This window comes from Burkholderia sp. Leaf177 (assembly GCF_001424345.1).
GTDB lineage: Bacteria > Pseudomonadota > Gammaproteobacteria > Burkholderiales > Burkholderiaceae > Caballeronia.
The window spans coordinates 329,425-350,306 of the sequence record NZ_LMPF01000021.1 but is presented as its reverse complement, the minus strand read 5'-3'; the positions used below and the strand labels follow the sequence as shown (position 1 = coordinate 350,306).

16 protein-coding genes and 4 pseudogenes are annotated in these 20,882 nt (G+C 57.9%); 11 read left to right on the top strand and 9 right to left on the bottom strand.

The window, feature by feature from the left end:
• Positions 1-15 precede the first annotated feature (15 nt).
• The 11 genes and pseudogenes from ASG35_RS16975 (at position 16) to ASG35_RS32715 (ending at position 7,383) form a co-directional block, all read left to right on the top strand.
• A complete protein-coding gene (locus tag ASG35_RS16975) occupies positions 16-915 on the top strand; it encodes a LysR family transcriptional regulator (RefSeq protein ID WP_056359691.1) in 900 nt (299 codons plus the stop codon).
• 568 nt (positions 916-1,483) lie between these two features.
• Complete coding sequence (locus tag ASG35_RS16970; RefSeq protein ID WP_156393211.1) at positions 1,484-2,848, top strand: esterase/lipase family protein; 1,365 nt, start codon at positions 1,484-1,486, stop codon at positions 2,846-2,848.
• A gap of 35 nt (positions 2,849-2,883) precedes the next feature.
• A pseudogene (locus ASG35_RS32745) lies at positions 2,884-3,672 on the top strand (T6SS immunity protein Tli4 family protein); the annotation flags it as partial.
• A 5-nt stretch (positions 3,673-3,677) separates the two neighbouring features.
• Entirely contained in the window at positions 3,678-4,031 is a 354-nt protein-coding gene (locus ASG35_RS32740; RefSeq protein WP_056359680.1) for a T6SS immunity protein Tli4 family protein, read from the top strand.
• A complete protein-coding gene (locus ASG35_RS32735; RefSeq protein ID WP_162244416.1) occupies positions 4,009-4,140 on the top strand; it encodes a T6SS immunity protein Tli4 family protein in 132 nt (43 codons plus the stop codon). The genes ASG35_RS32740 and ASG35_RS32735 overlap by 23 nt, the downstream gene beginning before the upstream one ends.
• Before the next feature lie 128 nt (positions 4,141-4,268).
• Positions 4,269-4,601: a hypothetical protein gene (locus ASG35_RS16955; protein ID WP_056359678.1), complete on the top strand. Its 333-nt coding sequence runs from the start codon at positions 4,269-4,271 to the stop codon at positions 4,599-4,601.
• Positions 4,602-4,636: 35 nt separating this feature from the next.
• Positions 4,637-5,222, top strand: a pseudogene (locus ASG35_RS32730) (hypothetical protein); the annotation flags it as partial.
• Between the two features lie 4 nt (positions 5,223-5,226).
• Positions 5,227-5,755: pseudogene (locus ASG35_RS32725) on the top strand (T6SS immunity protein Tli4 family protein).
• A gap of 129 nt (positions 5,756-5,884) precedes the next feature.
• A complete protein-coding gene (locus ASG35_RS16940; protein WP_056359668.1) occupies positions 5,885-6,214 on the top strand; it encodes a hypothetical protein in 330 nt (109 codons plus the stop codon).
• Positions 6,211-6,835: pseudogene (locus ASG35_RS32720) on the top strand (hypothetical protein); the annotation flags it as partial. The gene ASG35_RS16940 and the pseudogene ASG35_RS32720, both read left to right, overlap by 4 nt.
• An 11-nt stretch (positions 6,836-6,846) precedes the next feature.
• Positions 6,847-7,383: a T6SS immunity protein Tli4 family protein gene (locus tag ASG35_RS32715; protein WP_442854846.1), complete on the top strand. Its 537-nt coding sequence runs from the start codon at positions 6,847-6,849 to the stop codon at positions 7,381-7,383.
• Positions 7,384-7,528: 145 nt separating this feature from the next.
• On the opposite strand, the gene ASG35_RS16930 is transcribed toward ASG35_RS32715, so the two are convergent.
• From ASG35_RS16930 to ASG35_RS16890, 9 genes are all read right to left on the bottom strand, one after another.
• Entirely contained in the window at positions 7,529-7,717 is a 189-nt protein-coding gene (locus tag ASG35_RS16930) for a hypothetical protein (RefSeq protein ID WP_235527576.1), read from the bottom strand.
• A gap of 207 nt (positions 7,718-7,924) precedes the next feature.
• A complete protein-coding gene (locus ASG35_RS16925; protein ID WP_056359657.1) occupies positions 7,925-8,818 on the bottom strand; it encodes a ribokinase in 894 nt (297 codons plus the stop codon).
• Positions 8,815-9,660, bottom strand: a complete 846-nt coding sequence (locus tag ASG35_RS16920; RefSeq protein WP_056359654.1) for a BtpA/SgcQ family protein — start codon at positions 9,658-9,660, stop codon at positions 8,815-8,817. The genes ASG35_RS16925 and ASG35_RS16920 overlap by 4 nt, the downstream gene beginning before the upstream one ends.
• A gap of 30 nt (positions 9,661-9,690) precedes the next feature.
• Positions 9,691-10,335 (bottom strand): TenA family protein, encoded by a 645-nt coding sequence (locus ASG35_RS16915; RefSeq protein WP_235527575.1) that lies wholly within the window; start codon positions 10,333-10,335, stop codon positions 9,691-9,693.
• Positions 10,336-10,470: 135 nt separating this feature from the next.
• On the bottom strand, positions 10,471-11,460 hold the full coding sequence (locus ASG35_RS16910) for a LacI family DNA-binding transcriptional regulator (RefSeq protein ID WP_235527574.1): 990 nt from the start codon (positions 11,458-11,460) through the stop codon (positions 10,471-10,473).
• Between the two features lie 111 nt (positions 11,461-11,571).
• Positions 11,572-13,035, bottom strand: a complete 1,464-nt coding sequence (locus tag ASG35_RS16905) for an efflux transporter outer membrane subunit (RefSeq protein ID WP_056359650.1) — start codon at positions 13,033-13,035, stop codon at positions 11,572-11,574.
• Entirely contained in the window at positions 13,032-16,361 is a 3,330-nt protein-coding gene (locus tag ASG35_RS16900) for an efflux RND transporter permease subunit (RefSeq protein ID WP_056359648.1), read from the bottom strand. The genes ASG35_RS16905 and ASG35_RS16900 overlap by 4 nt, the downstream gene beginning before the upstream one ends.
• Positions 16,358-19,492 carry an efflux RND transporter permease subunit gene (locus tag ASG35_RS16895; RefSeq protein WP_056359645.1) on the bottom strand — a complete coding sequence of 1,045 codons (3,135 nt, stop codon included), beginning with the start codon at positions 19,490-19,492 and terminating at the stop codon, positions 16,358-16,360. The genes ASG35_RS16900 and ASG35_RS16895 overlap by 4 nt, the downstream gene beginning before the upstream one ends.
• Before the next feature lie 18 nt (positions 19,493-19,510).
• Positions 19,511-20,785, bottom strand: coding sequence for an efflux RND transporter periplasmic adaptor subunit (locus ASG35_RS16890; protein ID WP_056359643.1), 1,275 nt, complete (start codon positions 20,783-20,785; stop codon positions 19,511-19,513).
• Between the last annotated feature and the right edge of the window lie 97 nt (positions 20,786-20,882).

Here is a 20,882-nt window from a genome sequence, read left to right as displayed (position 1 = left end):
GAAAAATCGACACCAATGACCAAACCCACGCTTGCAGACCTCACCGCGTTTTCCGCCGTGTCGACGCATCGAAGTTTTCGCCGTGCCGCCGACGCGCTCGGCGTGTCGCGTTCATCGCTCAGTCACGCCATGCTCGGGCTCGAACGCCAGTTGGGCGTGCGCCTGCTCAACCGAACGACGCGCAGCGTGGCGCCCACCGAAGCCGGCGAAGCGCTGCTTGCGCGCATCGCGCCGGTGCTCCGCGATCTAGATGAAGCGCTGGACCAAGTCGCCGACGCGCGCGGCAATCCGAGCGGCACGCTCAGGATCAACGCCAACGAAGGCGCGGCGCGGATCATCCTGAAAACCGTGGTGCCGCGCTTTCTCGAGCGTTATCCCGGCATGGCGCTCGATCTGGTGGCGGAAGGTCGGCTGGTGGATATCGTCGAACTGGGTTTCGATGCCGGCGTGCGGCTGGAAGAGTCGGTGCCGCGCGACATGGTGGCGGTGCGGATTGGCGGTGACCTGCGTTTCGTCGTGGTCGCGGCGCCTGCGTATCTCGCGGGACGAAAGCCGCTTGTCACGCCGGATGACCTGCTTGACCACGTTTGCATCCGGCAGCGGTTGCCGAGCGGCAAGCGGTATCGATGGGAATTTGCCAGGCGCGGGCAGGAAGTTTCAATCGATGTACCCGGCGCACTCACGCTCGATAACAACGGGCTAATGGTCGAAGCCGCGGCCGACGGACTAGGACTGGCTTACGTGCCGGAGTCCATTGCGCGGAAGTCGCTCGACGACGGCCGCCTCGCGATTGTGCTGGAAGACTGGTGCCCGTTCATTCCCGGATTGTGTTTGTACTATCCCGGGCATTGGCATGTGCCAGCCGGGTTACGGGCGTTTATCGATGTGCTCAAGGAAGCGAGCGGCGGAAGGTAGAAATCAGACGAAACGTTGGTTGCCTTTGGCAGGTGTAGCGGGTTTGATCCTCTGGTCCATTTGGTTAGCGGCCAAGTTGTGCGCCTCTAGAAATGGTAGTCGGCTTGCGACAATTTATATCAGTTCAAATCGCCTTATCTGAATAAAATATTTGCTTTTGATTGTCCAAGAGACGCCTGGTACGAATACACGCCTAAGGATAAAAACAAAACTCTTCGTCAAGTCAGGGACAAATACAAATCGCGAAGTGCATTCGAAGAAACGCTGTGAATAGCTACGTACGTTGTTCTTTTACCCCTATGACAAGATGTGAACTCAGATGCGAGTTAGCTGAATGTTTCGGACGCACTATTTAGGAATCTTTAATGGCGACAAAAGAACGACTCATCTCTGGCGTAGTCCACGACGATGGTTCGCTGCATTTCTCTTCAGTGACGTCACCTGCAGACGACAGCGTAGCGGTCTGCTACATGATTCCTGACCGCATCATCCCTGTTATTTTCATACCAGGCGTCATGGGGTCCAACCTCGCGACAGACGAAGCGATAAGTCACAATCAGTGTGGCTATTGGATAGCACCGACACAGTCAAACCATGGATGACCAAGGGGCCACTCACGCGGCGAAAAACGCTTGATCCGGCCAAGACGAAGGTCGACGCAAACGGCGCTATTCGATCAGGCACGGCGCAGTCGGTCGATGAGCTTCGGCGTCGTGGATGGGGCGAGGTCGCCGCAATAAGTTACGGCGAGTGGCTGGTCTGGCTTGAAAACGCACTCAACGATGCGCATCCGGGCACTGATCATGGACGGAAAGGGTTACGTGAGAGCTTGTGCCGGGTCGTTACGCCCGGGCTTGAACCACTCGAACATGCCGAGGTCGCGCTTTCATATAAATACCAGTTCCCTGTTCATGCGGTGGGTTATAACTGGCTGCAATCCAATGCCGTGTCTGCGGAGGTGCTGAGCGCAAAGATCGATGCCTACACGCAATACTATCGCGACAAAGGCCTACGTTGCGAAAAAGTGATTCTGGTCAGCCATTCAATGGGCGGATTAGTCGCGCGTTACTACTCCGAGGTATTGGGGCAACGCGAAAAGGTATTGGGCATCGTACATGGCGTAATGCCTGCCACGGGGGCGGCGGCCACATATAAGCGCATGAAGACCGGTACCGAAGGTCTGGCCGGGCTTGCGCTGGGACCGACTGCGGCCGCTATGACTGCGGTGGTCGGCAATGCGCCCGGCCCGTTACAGCTCTTGCCAAGTCCGGAGTACGGCATGGGGTGGTTGAAGATAAGGGATGGCGAGCGTTCCGTCGCCTTGCCACAGTTCGATCCTTATAGCGAGATCTACACCGTACGTGGCGCATGGTGGGGGCTGTGCGATGACAAGTTGCTGAATCCAGCTGATCCGCAAAAGAAAACTATTGATCAAGATTGGAATAGTTTCACCAACCTTATTAATAGCGACGTTTTAATTTTTCATAAAGCGCTTGGTGGTGCAAACGGCAAATACCACGCGAACACGTACGCCTTTTATGGCGATGACAAAAAACACAAAACATACGGCGAAGTGATTTGGGCGCAGCAAACCTCGCCACTGATCCGTGGCGACTCACTCCCGTTGAAGAGTTTGCTATCCGGTCAGGCGAGTAACGACCCCGGCACAGGGGGCCAACTAGTCAGAGCGACTATTGGCGGAAAGACGTCGTTCGGGCAATTCGTACTGGGCAGTGCTAATGAAAACGGCGATGGGACAGTACCTGTTCGATCCGGGCGAGCATCAGCCAGCATGGCTAAAGAATGTCAGTCTTTTCAGAATCTGGACCATGAAGGGGGATTTAAGCCCGACGCGACTCGCCGTTTTACATTATGGGCAATCACCAAAATCGCTCAGAACGTTAAGGGCAGCTATCTTGAGTACAAAGCGTGAACTTGTCCTACGCAAGATTAATAATCTGCGGTCTGATGACTCTCACAGCGTGTGATAACGAAACGACGCCATTGAAACAGCAGGAGAGAAGTACGGTGACTAAATTAAGTTTGGATTTTCAGACCCGCTGTATTGGTCGATATTTGATCGATATGCCTGGCAGCATGGCTGTTTCGGGTTACGCAAAGGTTCAGGACGTGGATGTTGATGTGAAGCCGATGTCACAGGAGGCTTATCAGCAGGAAATAGCACTGCGGGAAATGGACTTGAAGTCAATGAAAAGTGCCCTCGGCTATCGGTTTCTTTATCAGGACGGTGAGGCGCAAGAAAGAGGAACGAGGTTTTTTGTTCACCTTGGCAGTCGGAGCGAGCCTAGTGATACGCCTCGCGTAATCGAGGCTTATAAGTGGGATCGCAACTATAGAATCCGGCTAAAGGTCAAGGCTTGGGATTACACGCATTCTGCCTTCAGAGATGAGCCATCGATCAAGCAAATGACGGTCAAGAACAATGTTCCTGAAAAGACGCGTCTAGTGCTTAGCCTGCTTGAAAGTGTACGTGGTCGTAACGACGATGAGATACCGACTGAACCCGGTTTATGCTTTTTCGGCGGATTTCTACCGGGTAGGGCGGATGATAGCGAGGAAGTATCCATCCAATATATACCTCGAGATCACTACGACGTGACCTTCAAAGCAATGACTGACCCGAGAATTCGCGAAGAGACTACGCTATTGAAACGGGGCGGTCAAACACGCGATACCGTTAAAAGTGCAGGCGGCGAGGTCATTCGCTATGGCACGATCGATCTGCAATCGATGAAANGGCAATGACTGACCCGAGAATTCGCGAAGAGACTACGCTATTGAAACGGGGCGGTCAAACACGCGATACCGTTAAAAGTGCAGGCGGCGAGGTCATTCGCTATGGCACGATCGATCTGCAATCGATGAAAGCGGATGAGTGGCTGGTCTCTGGGAAAACAGGTGCTGGGTTATTTGGTTACGTATTTGCGCTCGAAGCCAACACGACTACCAGCACACGGCTCGCTCCGTTTTTCTCACTCGACATGAGTGTGGGAGACGCCAATAAGGATTTAAGCGGCAATAAAATCGAAAGAGCCTCATTCACCACGGCTCGCTCCGTTTTTCTCACTCGACATGAGTGTGGGAGACGCCAATAAGGATTTAAGCGGCAATAAAATCGAAAGAGCCTCATTCACCGAAGGTGAAGCCGTGGCCTTATGGGACGCTATATCCCGTACGCTCCGCCCTCGCCCTAACGGATTTTAAGGCGCGCTGAGCCGTTAAACGGGAAAGTGTTTTAACCTTGCTCCTTCAGAAGACTGCGTAGACCGCTGTGGCAGTTCCGAGTCGCAACTGTCGCCAAGCTTGCCGGACGCATTATTTAGGAATATTTAATGGCGACAAAAGAACGACTCATCTCTGCCGTAATCCACGATGACGGTTCGCTGCATTTCTCTTCGGTGATGTCACCTGCTGAAGAAAGCGTAGCGGTTTGCTACACAATTCCTGACCGCATCATCCCAGTCATTTTCATACCAGGTGTCATGGAGTCCAACCGCGCGACAGACGAAAGCGATAACTCACAATCAGGGTGGCTATTGGATAGCACTAACACAGTCCAACCATGGATGACCAAGGACGCACTCACCCGGCGAAACACGCTTGATCCGACCAAGGCGAGGATCGCTCAGTACGTGAAGGGCAGCTATCTGGAATACAAAGCGTGAACCGGCCCTACGCAAGAATAATAATCTGCGGTCTGATGACTTTCGCCGCGTGTGATAGCAAAACGACGCCATTGAAGCAGCAGGAGGGGAGTACGGTGAATGAATTGAGTTTGGATTTTAAGACCCGTTGTATCGGTCGATATTTGATCGACATGCCCATGGATACGGATGCTTCGGGTTACGCAAAGATTCAGGGCGTGGATTTCAACGTAAAGCTGATGTCAAAGGAGGCGTATCAACGGGAAATCGCACAACGCGAGCAGCAATTGAACGCGATGAAGAGTATTCACGGTTATCAATCAGTTTATGCCAGCGGTGAGGTGCGGGGTGCCGATACGCGATATTTCATTCATTTATCGGGTGCAGTTGCGGACGCAGCAAGCCGCGTGATTGAAGCCTATAAATGGGACCGGGGCTACCGTTTTAGGTTGGCAATCGAGGGTAGCGACTTCACAAATCCGGACCAGACTAACGACCCGATCGTAAAGCAAATGGCCGTAAAAAATGACGTTCCTGGAAAGACGCGTCTAGTGCTTAGCCTGCTTGAAAGTGTACGTGGTCGTAACGACGATGAGATACCGATTGAACCCGGTTTATGCTTTTTCGGCGGATTTCTACCGGNCTAGTGCTTAGCCTGCTTGAAAGTGTACGTGGTCGTAACGACGATGAGATACCGATTGAACCCGGTTTATGCTTTTTCGGCGGATTTCTACCGGGTAGAGCGGACGACAGCGAGGAAGTATCCATCCAATATATACCTCGAGATCACTACGACGTGACCTTCAAGGCAATGACTGACCCGAGAATTCGCGAAGAGACTACGCTATTGAAACGGGGCGGTCAAACACGCGATACCGTTAAAAGTGCAGGCGGCGAGGTCATTCGCGATCGATCTGCAATCGATGAAAGCGGATGAGTGGCTGGTCTCTGGGAAAACAGGTGCTGGGTTATTTGGTTACGTATTTGCGCTCGAAGCCAACACGACGACCAGCACACGGCTCGCTCCGTTTTTCTCACTCGACATGAGTGTGGGAGACGCTAATAAGGATTCAAGCGGTAACAAAATCGGAAAAGCCTCATTCACCAAAGGTGAGGCCGTGGCCTTATGGGACGCTATATCCCGTACGCTCCGTCCTCGCCCTAACGGGTTTTAAGGCGCGCTGAGCCGCTAAACCGGTAAGCGTCTTAAGCCGGTTCCGTCTGGAAACAACGTAGATCGCTTGCGGCAGTCCCGAGTCGCAACTGTTGCCAAGCTTACCGGACGCATTATTTAGGAATATTTAATGGCAAAAGAACGACTCATCTCTGCCGTAATCCACGATGACGGTTCGCTGCATTTCTCTTCGGTGATGTCACTTGCCGATGAAAGCGTAGCGGTTTGCTACACAATTCCTGACCGCATTATCCCAGTCATTTTCGTACCGGGTGTCATGGGGTCCAACCGCGCGACAGACGAAAGTGATAACTCACAATCAGCGTGGCTATTGAATAGCACTAACAGAATCCAACCATGGATGACCAAGGGCGCACTCACCCGGCGAAACACGCTTGATCCGACTAAAACGAAGATCGCTCAGAACGTGAAGGGCAGCTTTCTGGAATACAAAGCATGAGGTGGCTACATAAAGGATTAACTATCTGCGTGCTATTCACACTCGTTGCATGCAAGAACAAACCGGCACAATTGACACAACAGGAGAGAGGCACCGTGAACGAATTGAGCTCGGGGTTTAAGACCCGTTGTATCGGTCGATATTTGATCGATATGCCTGGCAGCATGGATGTTTCGGGTTACGCAAAGATACAAGACGTCGATTTCAATGTAAAGCCGATGGCGCAAGAGACTTTCCGCAAAGAGGTCGCACAACGAGAAGATAGTTTGATGGCAACCCAAAGCATCGACGCATACCCGTATCTCTACACAAACGGCGGCGAGCCCGATGGCAATATTCGATATTTCATCTATCGTGGGACCGTTCATGATGATCCCGGTAATCGGCTCATTGAAGCATACAAATGGGACCGAGGGTACCGTTTCAGGTTGGCAATCGAAGGTAGCGACTTCACGAATCCGGACCAGACGAACGACCCGATCGTAAAGCAAATGGCCGTAAAAAATGACGTTCCTGAAAAAACGCGTCTAGTGCTTAGCCTGCTTGAAAGTGTACGTGGTCGTAACGACGATGAGATACCGATTGAACCCGGTTTATGCTTTTTCGGCGGATTTCTACCGGNGACGCGTCTAGTGCTTAGCCTGCTTGAAAGTGTACGTGGTCGTAACGACGATGAGATACCGATTGAACCCGGTTTATGCTTTTTCGGCGGATTTCTACCGGGTAGGGCGGACGACAGCGAGGAAGTATCCATCCAATATATACCTCGAGATCACTACGACGTGACCTTCAAAGCAATGTCTGACCCAAGAAATCGCGAAGAGACTACGCTATTGAAACGGGGCGGTCAAACGCGCGGTACTGTTAAAAGTGCAGGCGGCGAGGTCATTCGCTATGGCACGATCGATCTGCAATCGATGAAAGCGGATGAGTGGCTGGTCTCTGGGAAAACGGGTGCTGGGTTATTTGGTTACGTATTTGCGCTCGAAGCCAACACGACGACCAGCACACGGCTCGCTCCGTTTTTCTCACTCGACATGAGTGTGGGAGACGCCAATAAGGATTTAAGCGGCAATAAAATCGAAAGAGCCTCATTCACCGAAGGTGAGGCCGTGGCCTTATGGGACGCTATATCCCGTACGCTCCGTCCCCGCCCTAACGGGTTTTAAGGCGCGCTGAGCCAATACCGGGATCGCAACACGGGGAAGACAAGCGCGTTCGCCTCCACTAGATGGGCTAAATCTACGCAGGCATTTCCCAGGGTCTTGTTTTTCTTGCAACACTCTCAAGGTTGTCAGGGAAAACGTACTCACATCACTCCCGATCCAGCCACGTATCCAGCGCCACCCGAAAAGCGACGGCGGCGATCACCGGAACGGTCAGCATCATGACAATGCCGAAGTTCTCGATTGCATCGCCATACAGGACCGTGTGATAGAGCACGACGCTCGAGACCGCGACGAGCGCGATGAAACCCGCGACCACCATCAGTATATGGCGCATGGCCTGGGACGGCTGCCAGCGTCTGGAACGTCTGGAAGTTTCGACGTCAGGTTTTAAAGGGTTTTCTGGCATGGCAAGGCGCCTGACGGTACGGACCGCATCGATGAGCGTGAAGGCTCGTAACGTGTAGATAAACCTGAATGGTACTCGCGTTTTGCAGCACTCCGTCAGCGCGCTCAGACCTGCCAGATTACCGAAAATTTTTAGCTATCCGACGATCTCGCGCATTTCTTCCATCGACGGAATGGCGCTGAAGGTTCCCGTCCGCTCGACCGTCAGCGCGGCGGCGCGTTGCCCTGCCTGTATGGCGTCATTCAACGAAGCGCCGCGCGCCAGCGCGCCGACCAGCACGCCCGAAAAAACATCGCCCGCGCCCGATGTATCGGACGCTTTCACCGGTTTCGCCGCAATACCCGATGTGCCTTCTTGCGTTGACAGCAAGCAGCCGCGGGCGCCGAGAGTCACGATAACCCACACCGGTCCCTTGGCTTGCAGCCATGCCGCCGAACGTTCTACGTCGTCGCCTTGTGCAATGTCCAGGATCTCGCCCTCGTTCGCGATAACCCCATCGCATTTCTCGAGCACTTCGGTGCTGTCCCAATGCCACGGCGCTGCGTTGATCAACACTTTTGCGCCGTGCTCGCGCGCCAGATCGGCGACGGCATTCGTACTGGCAAGCGACAAGTTGCCCTGCATCAGCACGTAGTCTCCCGCTCGCACGCCGGATAGCGACGCCGTGAGACGCTCCCCGCTGCTCGCCTGCGTGCAATCGATGGTGGTAATGATCGAGTTCTCGCCGTCGGCGGTTACGGTGAGGATCGATACGTCGGTGCTGCAGGGCAACTTGATCAGGCGCAGATCGTCGAACGTTTCTTGCAGGAGCGCGTGTTCAATCTCAGCACCGGCAGCGTCGTTGCCTATCGCCGAGACGAATACCACCTTCGCGCCCGAACGCTGCGCCGCCACGGCCTGGTTGAGCCCCTTCCCGCCGGGCGCGCGCGCGATGGACTGCGCCAGTACCGACTCGCCCGGACGCGGTGCGCGCTCGACGTTGAGCGTCACGTCCGACACCGCGTTGCCAACCACGAACACGCGTGTCATGAACGGGCCTTGTTTGCAGCAGCCATGAATTCATTCACGCGATCGCGGTCGACGTCGTTCCACCACAAGCCGTCTTTCTTGAGGAAGCTCGCAACGATGACAGCGTCGGCGATGGAAAACATATCGCTGATATTCGCCGGCGTAACGCCCGATCCAACGACCACGGGCAGCGACGTTCCCTTGCCGATCGCCGCGAGTTCATCGAGTTGCGCGGAGTCGCCTGTTCGCTGGCCCGTTGCGACGGCTGCGTCGGCATCGAAGAATTCCACGTCGCGCGCGAGTTCGGGAATCGACCGGTCGCCCGTGATGGCGTGCGCGCCGTGCTTCACGTGTACGTCCGCGAAAATCTTGATGTCCCTTGCATGCAGCCACGACCGGTAGCGCGTCGCCTGCGCGGCGGGACCTTCCACGATGCCTTCGTTGGCAACATAAGCGTTCGCCCACTGGTTCACACGAATGAACGATGCCGACGCCGCCTTCGCAATCGCAAGCGCCTGGATAGCGCCGTTAGCCAGCACGTTGATGCCGATGGGACATTTCACGGTGCGTCTTACGGCTTCGGTGACCATGGTCATTGCCGCGACCGTTTCCGGACCGATGTTGTCCGGCTTGCTGAACGGAATATCGCCGTGATTCTCGACCATCAATCCGTCCACGCCGCCTTCCACGAGCAGCCGCGCTTCATTGCACGAGAACGCGATGATGTCCTCCATCCGCTCTCCGTCGTATCGCGCGGAGCCGGGCAACGGAAGACAATGGAGCATTCCGATGACCGCTTTCTTGCGGCCAAAAAGACCCGCGATGACATTAGGTTTTTCATTCAAAACGAGCTTGTTCGACATACATTTATCCTGGTTGACATCGGTATCCGGCTATTCGTACGCAGCGCTATGAAAGCCGATTTCAAGCGAAAGGGCTTCCGAGAAGATCTCGTTCGTACGTTCGAAATCGAATTCGGCCGGAGGTATGCTGTCTATTTCGTTTTTCAGCCACGCGGCTTGATCAAGGAAAGCGGTATCGGTATGCAACAGCACCCATGCTTTGACGTTCGGGTCGGAAATGGGATTGCGCGCCGCCGCCTGGCACCACTCCGCGTACATCCATTCCGCGCACATCATGGCGGTAATGACATCGTGGTAAGACCCCTTCGCCGCAATCTCAAGCATGCCGGAATTGAACGCAACAACGCGCGCGGGCAGGGCGTCGTGGTCGGAAACCGGACGCACATCGAGTGCGTTGAATACGCCCTCGAAATAAGGAATCTGCTCCGTCGATAAAGCGTGCAGCACGCCGGCAAGCCAACGTTTCCTCGCGAGATCCGGCGCCTTCACGAGCGCATGACCGAAGATGGTAATGGCGGTTTCCACAAACAAATGTTCGTAACGAAGGTAGTTGTGGAACACCTTCTTTGCAAGTGAATCGTGCTTGATGTCTTCAACGAACGCATGCGCCTGCATCTCGTTCCAAAGGACGCGATTCTTCTCTTGCAACTGGTCTGAATGAGACTGACGTTCCATCATTTCTTTCCTTTTTTGCCGTGCCCAATTTGTTGAGCGCAGGCAAAGATCCCGTAGGTAGCAATCCTCACGTTAACTTCCGGAGGACTCGATCGCAATGTTTGCTCAGCATCTTCAACCTCTACGGTTGGACATTCAAGTTGCTCCCGGCGCCGCGACCGACGCACGGACGATCAATTCAACAGGCAGCAAAAGCTCTACGAACGCAGCGTTTTCGTCCGGCTCCGCTAACGCCAACTCGACAGCTTTTCTTCCCATCTCCCTGATCGGCTGCCGGATTGCGGTGAGCGCGGGATTGAACAGGTGCAATGGTCCGGCGTCATCGAAGACGATGAGAGACAGGCGCTGCGGAATCGCGATGCCTGCTGCCTGCAGCGCCTCCAGCAAACCAAATGCAATCTCTCCGCTTGAAACAAAAACCGCTGTGGGCGCTTCACTGGACTGAAGGATTTGCGCCGCCGCTTGCCGGCCGAACTCCGGCGAATAATCACCGAAGCACGTCATGACGACTTTCGCGCCGTTTTCCTCCGCGGCTTCGCGCAAGCCGGTCAGGCGTTCGGTCGTACTGCGCAGTTTTTCCAGTCCGCCAACGAACGCAATGCGTTTGTGGCCGACCGAGGCCAGGTACTGCCCGGCCAGCCGGCCACCGTTTTCGTTATCGCAAAACACCTTCGAGCATTCGATGCCGGGCACGTCTTCATCGATCAGGATCAGGCCCGGCGCTGCCGCCAGGGTCTCGGCGAGGTCATTCGAGTTGTGGTGTCCGCTGACAAACAAAAGGCCGCTCACGCGGTTGCGCAGCATGCGTGACACGTATTCCACTTCGCGTGCTGCGCTGTTCGATGTCGCGCTCAACAGGACGCCGTGGCCGTGCTCCTCGGCCGCCTGCTCGACGGCGGACGCCAGCGATGCGAAAAACGGGTTGGCAATGTCCGGAATGACAAGCCCAACCGTGTCCGACCGGCCCCGTCCCAGGCTTCGGGCGAGCGGATTGGGCACATACCGCAAGGTTTTGATCGCTGCATCGATCCGTTCGGAAGTCGATGCAGGCAACTTGATCCCGGCGTTGATGTAACGCGACACAGTCGATGGCGAAACGCCGGCCGCCGACGCGACTTCACTCAAGCTTGCCCCCAACTTCGTCTTAACCACCCCGACCTCTACGAAAGCGCTTTACTAAACCGCTTTCGTATTGAAATTCGTCATTAAACGGGTGTCAAGGGGATTTTCTGATCGCTACGGAGCGGTTGCAGTGCGGGCGTCGTGTAGCTGACTTTCCGACCACCCGCCGCCGAGATCGCCGATCAGTGACGCTGCATCGAGCAAACGTGATTGCTGCACGTTCAGCGCTGTTTGCTGGCTGCTCAACTGCGTTGCCTGGGCGGTTGCAACCGTCGTGTAGTCCACGGTTCCCGCCTGATACTCGTTGAAAGCGATTTCGGCGGCGCGGCTTGCGTCGCGCACGGCCGAATCGAGCGTATCGGATTGCTCGGCCAGGATGCGCAAGCCGGACAGGTCGTTTTCCACGTCCTCGAAAGCGGTCAGCACCGTACCGCGATAGTTGGCCAAGGCCGCTTGATACGCCGCCTTCGCCGCCGCGACTTCGCCACTGCGCTCGCCGCCGTCGAACAGCGTTTCGGTCGCGCTGCCGCCGAGCGACCAGACGTAGTTGGCGACGTGCAGCAAGCCGCCGAGCGGCGACTGCGTGAAGCCGTCCAGCGCCGACAGCGATACGGTTGGGTAATACGCCGCGACCGCAACGCCGATCGCCGCATTCTGCGCCGCCATCTGGCGCTCTGCCGTCGAGATGTCGGGCCGGCGCTGCAACAACGTGGATGGAACGCCGACCGGAATTGAAGGCAAGCTCGGCATTGCCGTGCTGCGGGGAATGTCGAGGTCTTCCGGGTTCTTGCCGACGAGCACGGCAATCGCATGTGCGTTCTGCGCGCGCGCGACGCCAAGCGCGATCAGGCTCGATTGCGCGTTTTCAAGCTGCGTGCGGGCGGTCAAGACATCGGACGGAGGAACGATGCCGAACGTGTCCTGATCTGCGACCACTTGCAGATAATGCTGGTACGCCTTGACCGTTTCCTGGAGCAAATCGATGTTGGCGTCGCTGGTACGCAACTGGATCACCGCCGTTGCGAGCGCAATCTGTTCGGAGAGCGTAGCGTTTGCAAGCGTCGCTTCAGTGGCCTGCGCGGTCGCGGCATTCTGCTCGATGGTACGGCGCACCGAGCCCCATAAATCCGGCGCCCAACTGACGTTGCCTTCGAGCGAACCGGAATTGCTCACCGTCTGGATATTGCCAAGGCCGCGGCTCAATATCGCGCTCGACGTACCCGTTTCGCTGCGCTGACGCGTGGCGGAACCGGTGACGCCTATGGTCGGGAAGAGGGCGGAGCGCGCGATCTTCACCTCGGCGAGCGCTTCCTGATAGTTGGCGTAATCTTGCCGCACGGTCTGGTTCGATACCGCCACGAGCGGTTCGAGTTCATCGAGCAGCGGATCGTTGAAGCCGGTCCACCACGCGCCCTTGGGACCATCGGCGTCTGGCTGAGCCTGCGTCCAGCCGGGCAATTCGTGAAAGGTCGCCGGAACGCTGACTTGCGGCCGATGGTAGTCCGGGCCGACCATGCATCCGCTCAGCAAGAGGGCCGCTGCGGCCGCCAGTGGTTTGGAGGAGATCATCATTGTCATGCCTTCGTATCAGGTTGCCCGAGGTTGTCGGCTTGTCGATTCCACGGCAGACCCGACGACCATTTGACGAGCTTGAAGCGCAGCCGGTCCAGGTACAGGTAGATCACCGGCGTGGTGTAAAGCGTGAAAACCTGGCTTACGATCAGGCCGCCCATCACGGTAATACCGAGCGGCTGTCGCAGCGACGCACCCTGGCCGATGCCAATCGCCAGCGGCACCGCGCCGAGCACTGCCGCGAAGGTCGTCATCATGATCGGCCGCAGCCGCACCACGGCGGCCGCGTGGATTGCCTCGCGCGCCGGCATGCCTTCATTGCGTTGCAACTGGATGGCGACATCGACCATCATGATGCCGTTCTTCTTGACGATACCGATCAGCAAGATGATGCCGATCAACGCGATCACCGAGAACGGCGTGCCGAAGATCAGCAACGCAAGCGTCGCGCCAATGCCCGCTGAGGGCAGCGTCGACAAGATCGTGAGCGGATGAATGGAGCTTTCATAAAGCACGCCGAGCACGATATACACCACGCCCAGCGCGGCGAGGATCAGGAGCGGGACGGTGCCCATGGACTGTGCGTAGGCTTGCGCCGCGCCCGCGAAAGCACCGTGAATGCTCGCCGGCATGCCGATCTCGCGTGCCGCGTCCTGTAAGGCAACCTGCGCCTGACTCAACGATCCGCCCGGCGGCAGGTTGAACGAGATCGTCGCGGCGACCAACCCGCTCTGGTGATTGACCTGAGTCGATGTATGGTTGCTGACGTAGCTCGCGAGCGCGGGCAGCGGCACCATGGTTTCAGCCGATGTACTGTCCGCACTGCCGCTCGAACTGCCGCCCTTGCTGTTGGAAATGCTGTTCGTGGTCGCGTTGGCCTGGGCGTTCGAGTTCAGCGAATTCGTGTTCGACGAAGCACTCGACGCTGCGCTGACCGCGCTCGCTGCCGTCACGCCCTTGACGGTTGCGCCCGGCATTTGCGTCTGCTGGCTGCCGGTCGGATTGCCCGCCGCCGTGCTCAGGAAAATCTGGTCGAGCGTTTGCGGGTATTGCCAGTATTGCGGCGCGACTTCCATCACCACGAAGTACTGATTGAGCGCGTTATAAATGGTCGATACCGTGCGCTGGCCGAACGCATCGTACAAGACGTTATCGATCTGATTGGGCGCGAAGCCGTAACGCGCCGCCGTCGCGCGATTGAAGTTCACGTAGGTCTGCAAGCCGTTTTGCTGCAGGTCCGAGTTGACATCGACCAACGCGCTGCGGTCTTTGTTGAGCGCGGTCACAAGCTTCGGAGTCCATGCAAAAAGCGCGGCGGAGTCATCGCTCGTCAGCGTGTATTGATACTCAGCCGCGGATTGCCGTCCGCCAATCCGCAGATCCTGCTGCGCCTGAACGAAGAGCCGCGCGCCGGAGACCTGATTCAGCTTCGGCCGAAGACGATTGACCACTTCTGTCGCGGTTACATGGCGCTGCGCAAGCGGCTTCAGTTCGATAAAAACATTCGCCGTGTTCAACGCCCGGCCGCCGGTGAACCCGGCAACGGATTGCACCGCCGGATCCTTCTGCACGATCTCCTGCAACTGGGCGAGTTTCTTTTCCATCGCGGGAAAGGAGATGCTCTGGTCCGCGATGATCTGCCCGATCAGAATGCCCGTGTCCTGTTCGGGAAAGAACGTCGCCGGCACGAGTTTGAAGAGAAACCCGTTAGCGACAAGCAAGCCGATCAGCAACAGGATCACCAGCAGCGAATGATCGAGTACGGCCGTGAGCGAACGCGCATAAGCATTCTTGAAACGGTCGAATTGCTTCTCGACCCAACCCGCCCATCGCGCCTTCGCGTGTCCGGCGTTCTCGCGGCTGAGCACGTACGCGCACATAGCCGGCGTGACGATGAGCGAGATCACGAGCGAGATCAGGATCGCAATGGACAGCACGACGGCGAACTCGTGAAAGAGCAATCCTACGATGCCCGGCATCAACAGGATTGGCAGGAACACGGCGATCAGCGAGAGGCTCATCGATATCACCGTGAAGCCCACTTCGGCGCTGCCTTTGAGTGCCGCTTCCTTCGGACTGAGCCCGAGTTCGAGATGACGCACGATATTTTCGAGCACTACCACGGCGTCGTCGACCACGAAACCCGTGCCTATAGTCAATGCCATCAGCGAGAGATTGTCGATGCTATAGCCGAGCAAATACATCGGCCCGAACGTTCCAACAATCGATAAAGGCAACGCAACGGCCGGCACGAGCGTGGCGCGCGGCGACTGCAAAAAAATGAACACCACGCCCACGACCAGCAGCACGGCAATGAACAAGGTCCGCTCGGTATCTCCCACCGACGACCGCACCGATTCCGAGCGGTCGATCGCGACGTTGACGTGCACGCTGCTGGGCAATGTCGCTTCAATGGAGGGCAGCACGTTGCGGATCTGCCTGACTGTGTTGACGATGTTGCTGCCGGGCATTGGATAGACGATCACCAGCACCGCGGACTTCGCGTTGAAGAGTCCGGCGTTGCGAATGTTTTCGTTCGAGTCGCGGACCTGGGCGACATCGCTTAACAACACCGGCGCGCCGTCGCGGTAAGCAATCACAAGTTGCCGATACGGCGCCGCCTTGGTGATCTGGTCATTCGATACCACCACGTAACGCTGGTCGCCCTGTTCGAGATGACCCTTGGCGCTGTCCGCGTTGGCCGCCGATATCGCCGCGCGTACGTCTTCGAGTCCGATGCCATAGCTGCTCAGCTTGCCCGGCTGCAACTCGACGCGCACCGAAGGCAACGCGCCGCCGCCGAGCGTGATCTGGCCCACGCCATTCACTTGCGAGAGCTGCTGCTGGATCACCGAATCCGCGGAGTCGTAAAGCTGCGCCTTGGTGAGCGTGTCCGAGGTCAGCGCGAGGACCATGATCGGCGAATCGGCCGGGTTGTATTGACGATACGTCGGGTTCGCGCGCAAGGTCGTCGGCAAGTCGGCGCGCGCGGCCTGGATGGCGGCCTCGACGTCGCGCGCCGCCCCGTTGATATCGCGATTCAGCGCGAACTCGACCACGATCATCGACGAACCCACGTAGCTGATCGACGTGAGTTCCTCCACGCCTGCAATCGTGCCGAGCCGCCGCTCCAGCGGTTCGGCTACCGTCGACGCCATGATGTTCGGGCTTGCGCCAGCCATGTTGGCCTGCACCACGATCACCGGGAACGCGATGTTCGGCAGCGGCGCAACCGGCAGCCGGAAGTACGCGAGCGCGCCCGCGATCAGGATCGCGATAGCCAGGAGCGTGGTCGCGACCGGGCGCCGGATGAATAAAGCCGAGATGTTCACGGCGCTTGCTCCGCCGACGCGTCAGGCACGTCAGGTACGTCGCTGCGACGCTTGCGCCGGTTCCTCACGCGCTCCGCCATCCGGTCGAAGAACAGGTAGATCACCGGCGTGGTGAACAGCGTCAGCATCTGGCTCAACGTCAATCCGCCGATGATCGCAAGCCCGAGCGGCCGCCGCAATTCCGAACCCGTGCCGGAGCCGAGCAGCATGGGCAATGCGCCGAGCATGGCGGCGAGCGTTGTCATCAGGATCGGGCGGAAGCGCAGCAACGACGCTTCGAAGATCGCATCGCGCGGAGATTTTCCGTGGTTGCGTTCGGCGTCGAGCGCGAAGTCGACCATCATGATCGCGTTCTTCTTCACAATGCCGATCAGCAACACGATCCCGATGATGCCGATCACATCGAGGTCGCTCCCCGCGATCATCAACGCAAGCAACGCGCCGATCCCGGCCGATGGCAACGTCGAAAGGATCGTCACCGGATGGATGAAGCTCTCATAAAGCACGCCCAACACGATATACACCGCCACCAGCGCGGCGATCAGCAAATACACTTCGCTCGATAACGAATCCTGGAACGCCTGCGCCGCGCCCTGCAGCGACGATGTGATCGACGGCGGCAGCTTGACCGCTTGCTCGGCATCGTGAATGCGCGCGACGGCGGTGCTCAACGACGCGCCCGGCGCAAGATTGAACGAGATGGTCACGGCCGGGAACTGCGCCAGATGGCTGATCACGAGCGGCGACTTGACGATCTGGATCTTCGCGATCGCCGAAAGCGGAACCTGGCCCGTGCTGCTCGTCTGACTCGGCAGGTAGAGGTTTCCTATTGAAGCAACGTTGGGAACCGACTCGGGCTTCGCCACCAGGATCACCCGATATTGATCCGATTGCTGGAAGATGGTCGAGACAATCCGCTGCCCCAACGCGTCGTACAGCGCGTTGTCGATGGTCGCCGGCGTGATGCCGAAGCGTGCCGCCAGTTGCCGGTTGACCTCCACGTTCACGCTCAAGCCGTCGGTGTTCATGTCGCTTTGAACGTCGGCGAGAGACGGGATCTGCTTCAGGCGGTCGACGAGTTCCGGCACGTACTTCTGGAACGCCTGCTGGCTCGGTCCGCGCAACACGAAGCTGTATTGATTCGGCGAGACGGTGGTGTCGAGCGTGAGATCCTGCTCAGGCTGCATGTAAAGCTTAATGCCCGAAACATTGGAGACTTCCTGTTGTAGGCGGCGCGCGATCTCCTGCGCCGTGTCCGAGCGTTTGTCGCGATCGCGCAGGTTGATCAGGAAACGCCCGTTGTTCAGCGTGGAGTTCGTTCCGTCGATGCCAACGTAAGACGTGAGCGACGTGACGTCGGGATCCTTGAGAATGGCGTCGGCAAGCGCGCGTTGACGCGTGACCATCGCTTTGTAGGAAACCGAATTGTCGGCCACGCTGATGCCTTCGATCACACCGATATCCTGCGTCGGAAAGAGACCCTTCGGGATCACCACGTACAGCACGCCGGTCAATACGACCGTGCCGATCGCGACCATCAGCGTGAGCATCTGATGATTCAGAACCCAGCGCAAACCACGTTCGTAGCCGGCGAGGGTTTTATCGAAAAGCCCTTCGCTGATGCGCTCGAATCGGCTCGGATGGCGTTCAGCCTGCGCGCGCAGCAGACGCGCGCAAAGCATGGGAACGACAGTCAGCGAAACCACCGCCGACAACACGATGGTCACAGCAAGCGTCACCGCGAACTCGCTGAAGAGACGCCCGATCACGCCGCCCATGAAAAGCAGCGGTATCAGCACCGCGATCAGCGAAATGGTCAGTGAGAGAATCGTGAAGCCGATCTGCCCCGCGCCTTCGAGCGCAGCTTCGAGCGGCGTCTTGCCTTCCTCCAGATATCGCACGATGTTCTCGATCATCACGATCGAATCATCGACCACGAAGCCCGTCGCGATGATCAATGCCATCAGTGAAAGGTTATCGATGGAATAGTTCAGCTGGTACATCACGGCGAGCGTGCCGATCAGCGATACCGGCACCGAGATGCTCGGAATGATGGTTGCCGGCACGTTGCGCAGGAACACGAAGATCACCGCGACCACGAGCACGATTGCGAGCAGGAGTTCGAACGCGGCGTCGGATACCGACGAGCGGATCACGCCCGTACTGTCCGATACGACCGTGACCTTCATGCCGGCCGGCAGCGTGGATTCGAGCTGCGGCAACTGCTTCATGATCTGGTTGACGGTTGCGATCACGTTCGCGCCCGGTTGGCGCTGCACGTTCAGGACGATCGCGGGCGTGCCGTTGTACCAGGCGCCGCGCTCGACGTCCTGCGGCGCTTGCGTGACCTTCGCGACGTCGCGGATGAACACCGGCGCGCCGTTCTGGTACGCAACGACCGTGTTCAGATAGTCTTTCGGATCGGAGATCTGGTCGTTGCCGTTGATGGTGTAGTCGAGATCGGGGCCATCGAAATTGCCCTTCGGCTGACTCACGTTGACGTAGCTGAGCAAGGTGCGCAGGTCGTCGATATTCAGGCCATAGGCGGCCAGCTTCTGCGGGTCCGCTTCCACGCGGATGGCGGGCACGTTGCCGCCGCCGATGGTGACCACGCCCACGCCCGATACTTCCGAAATCTTCGTGCCGAGGCGGTTGTTCGCTGCGTCCTCAAGTTGCGTGAGCGACATGGAACTGGACGTGACGGCGAGCGTCAGGATCGGCTGGTCGGCCGGATTGACCTTCGCGTAGGTCGGCGGCGCGGGCAGGCCGCTCGGCAGGAAACTGTTGGCGGCGTTGATGGCCTGCTGGACGTTCTGCTGCGCGATATCGAGATTCAGCGACAAGTCGAACTGCAGCGTGATGACCGATGCACCGTCCGAACTGTACGAGGTCATTTGCTGCAAGCCGGGAATCTCGCCCAATTGCACTTCGAGCGGGGCGGTGACCGTGGTCGCCATCACGTCCGGACTCGCGCCCGGGTAAAACGTCTGCACCTGGATAGTCGGATAGTCGACGTTGGGCAGCGAGGATACGGGCAACACACGCACCGCAATGAGGCCGACCAGCACGAGGGCGATCATCAGCAGCAGCGTGGCTACTGGCCGGAGAATAAACAGGCGGGAAATGTTCATCGGCGCATCGGTCCGATACTACGAAGCGGCTTGCGCGGAAGCCGCGGGCGCATCCGATGCGCCCGCGCCAGCGTGTTTATGCCGGCCTCGAGCGCCGTTTGCCGGCGCTGTGCCATCCGCGCTGCCCGATGCAGGCTTCGCCCCGGCGGCCTGGATTTTCGCGCCATCGCTCAGACGATCGGTGCCATCGGTCACGACGATATTGCCCGCCGCGAGCCCCGACGTGATCACCGTGTTCTTGCCGTCGCTCGGGCCGAGCGTGACCTTGTGCACCGAGACCGTGTTGTTCGCATTCACGAGATACACATAGTCGCCTGGCGCACCGCTTTGAACCGCGGGCGTGGGGACCAGCACTGCGTTCTGAAGGGTATCGACCAGCAGTTTCACGTTGACGAATTCGCTCGGGAATAGCGCTTCGTTGTCGTTCGGGAACGTCGCTCTCAGCGTCACGGTGCCCGTGCTCGTTGCCATCTGGTTGCTGACCGCGTACAGCGTGCCGGTGGCGATCTCCTTCGAGTTGTCGCTGCTATAGGCCGTGACCGGAAGGTGCGCACCGGCGTTCATGCGTTGCAGCACGTTCGCGAGCGCGTCTTGCGGCACCGTGAATTGCACGGTGGTCGGTTTCATGGTCGTGATCACCACGATCCCCGGTGACGACGATGCAGTCACGTAGTTGCCCGGATCGACCAGACGCAAGCCGACGCGCCCCGAAACCGGCGCCGTGATATGGCAATAAGCCAGATCGAGGTCGAATTGCGCGATGTTGGCGAGATCCACTTTCACCGCTGCTTCGTCCTGTTGCACGAGGAATTGCTGGTCCGCGAAAGTCTGTTCGGCGATGGATTTGCGCTCGTTGAGCTGCGTAAAACGGGCGAGGTCGGCGCGGGCCTGCGCAAGTGCGGCGCGGTCCTTGGCGAGCGTTGCCTCGGCTTGTTGTTTATCGATTTCATACTGACGCGGATCGATCTGCGCGAGGAACTGCCCTTTCTGAACGTCCTGACCTTCGTGATAGCCGACAGCGGTCAGATACCCGCTCAGTTGCGGCAGCACCGTGACGGTCGCCGTGGGCGTGACCGTGCCGAGTTCGCTCAGTATTTCCGGCATCGAACCTGTGCTTGCAGTGGCTACGCTGACGACTTGCGGCGGCGCGGCGCGCGGGGCTTTTTTTGCGCGCAGCAAGTGCACGATAACCACCGCGATCAGCGCGATGATTACCACCGCTACGACAATCCGCAGCAAATGCGGGCGTTTGCGTGTCTTTGGAGATTCGATACTTTGATCGGATGGCGTCATAAAGACCTTGGCAACATCTCAAAAATATTACGCATCGATTGAATCGAGATTACGGACTTCGATTCGTTGCGGCTTGGTGATGGCCTCAGGCGTGGTT

Coding starts and splice junctions, on each gene's coding strand:
- ASG35_RS16975 (WP_056359691.1), top strand. CDS start 16: ATGACCAAACCCACGCTTGCAGACCTCACCGCGTTTTCCGCCGTGTCG.
- ASG35_RS32740 (WP_056359680.1), top strand. CDS start 3,678: ATGACTGACCCGAGAATTCGCGAAGAGACTACGCTATTGAAACGGGGC.
- ASG35_RS32735 (WP_162244416.1), top strand. CDS start 4,009: ATGAGTGTGGGAGACGCCAATAAGGATTTAAGCGGCAATAAAATCGAA.
- ASG35_RS16955 (WP_056359678.1), top strand. CDS start 4,269: ATGGCGACAAAAGAACGACTCATCTCTGCCGTAATCCACGATGACGGT.
- ASG35_RS16940 (WP_056359668.1), top strand. CDS start 5,885: ATGGCAAAAGAACGACTCATCTCTGCCGTAATCCACGATGACGGTTCG.
- ASG35_RS16930 (WP_235527576.1), bottom strand. CDS start 7,717: ATGCGCCATATACTGATGGTGGTCGCGGGTTTCATCGCGCTCGTCGCG.
- ASG35_RS16925 (WP_056359657.1), bottom strand. CDS start 8,818: ATGACACGCGTGTTCGTGGTTGGCAACGCGGTGTCGGACGTGACGCTC.
- ASG35_RS16920 (WP_056359654.1), bottom strand. CDS start 9,660: ATGTCGAACAAGCTCGTTTTGAATGAAAAACCTAATGTCATCGCGGGT.
- ASG35_RS16915 (WP_235527575.1), bottom strand. CDS start 10,335: ATGGAACGTCAGTCTCATTCAGACCAGTTGCAAGAGAAGAATCGCGTC.
- ASG35_RS16905 (WP_056359650.1), bottom strand. CDS start 13,035: ATGACAATGATGATCTCCTCCAAACCACTGGCGGCCGCAGCGGCCCTC.
- ASG35_RS16895 (WP_056359645.1), bottom strand. CDS start 19,492: ATGAACATTTCCCGCCTGTTTATTCTCCGGCCAGTAGCCACGCTGCTG.
- ASG35_RS16890 (WP_056359643.1), bottom strand. CDS start 20,785: ATGACGCCATCCGATCAAAGTATCGAATCTCCAAAGACACGCAAACGC.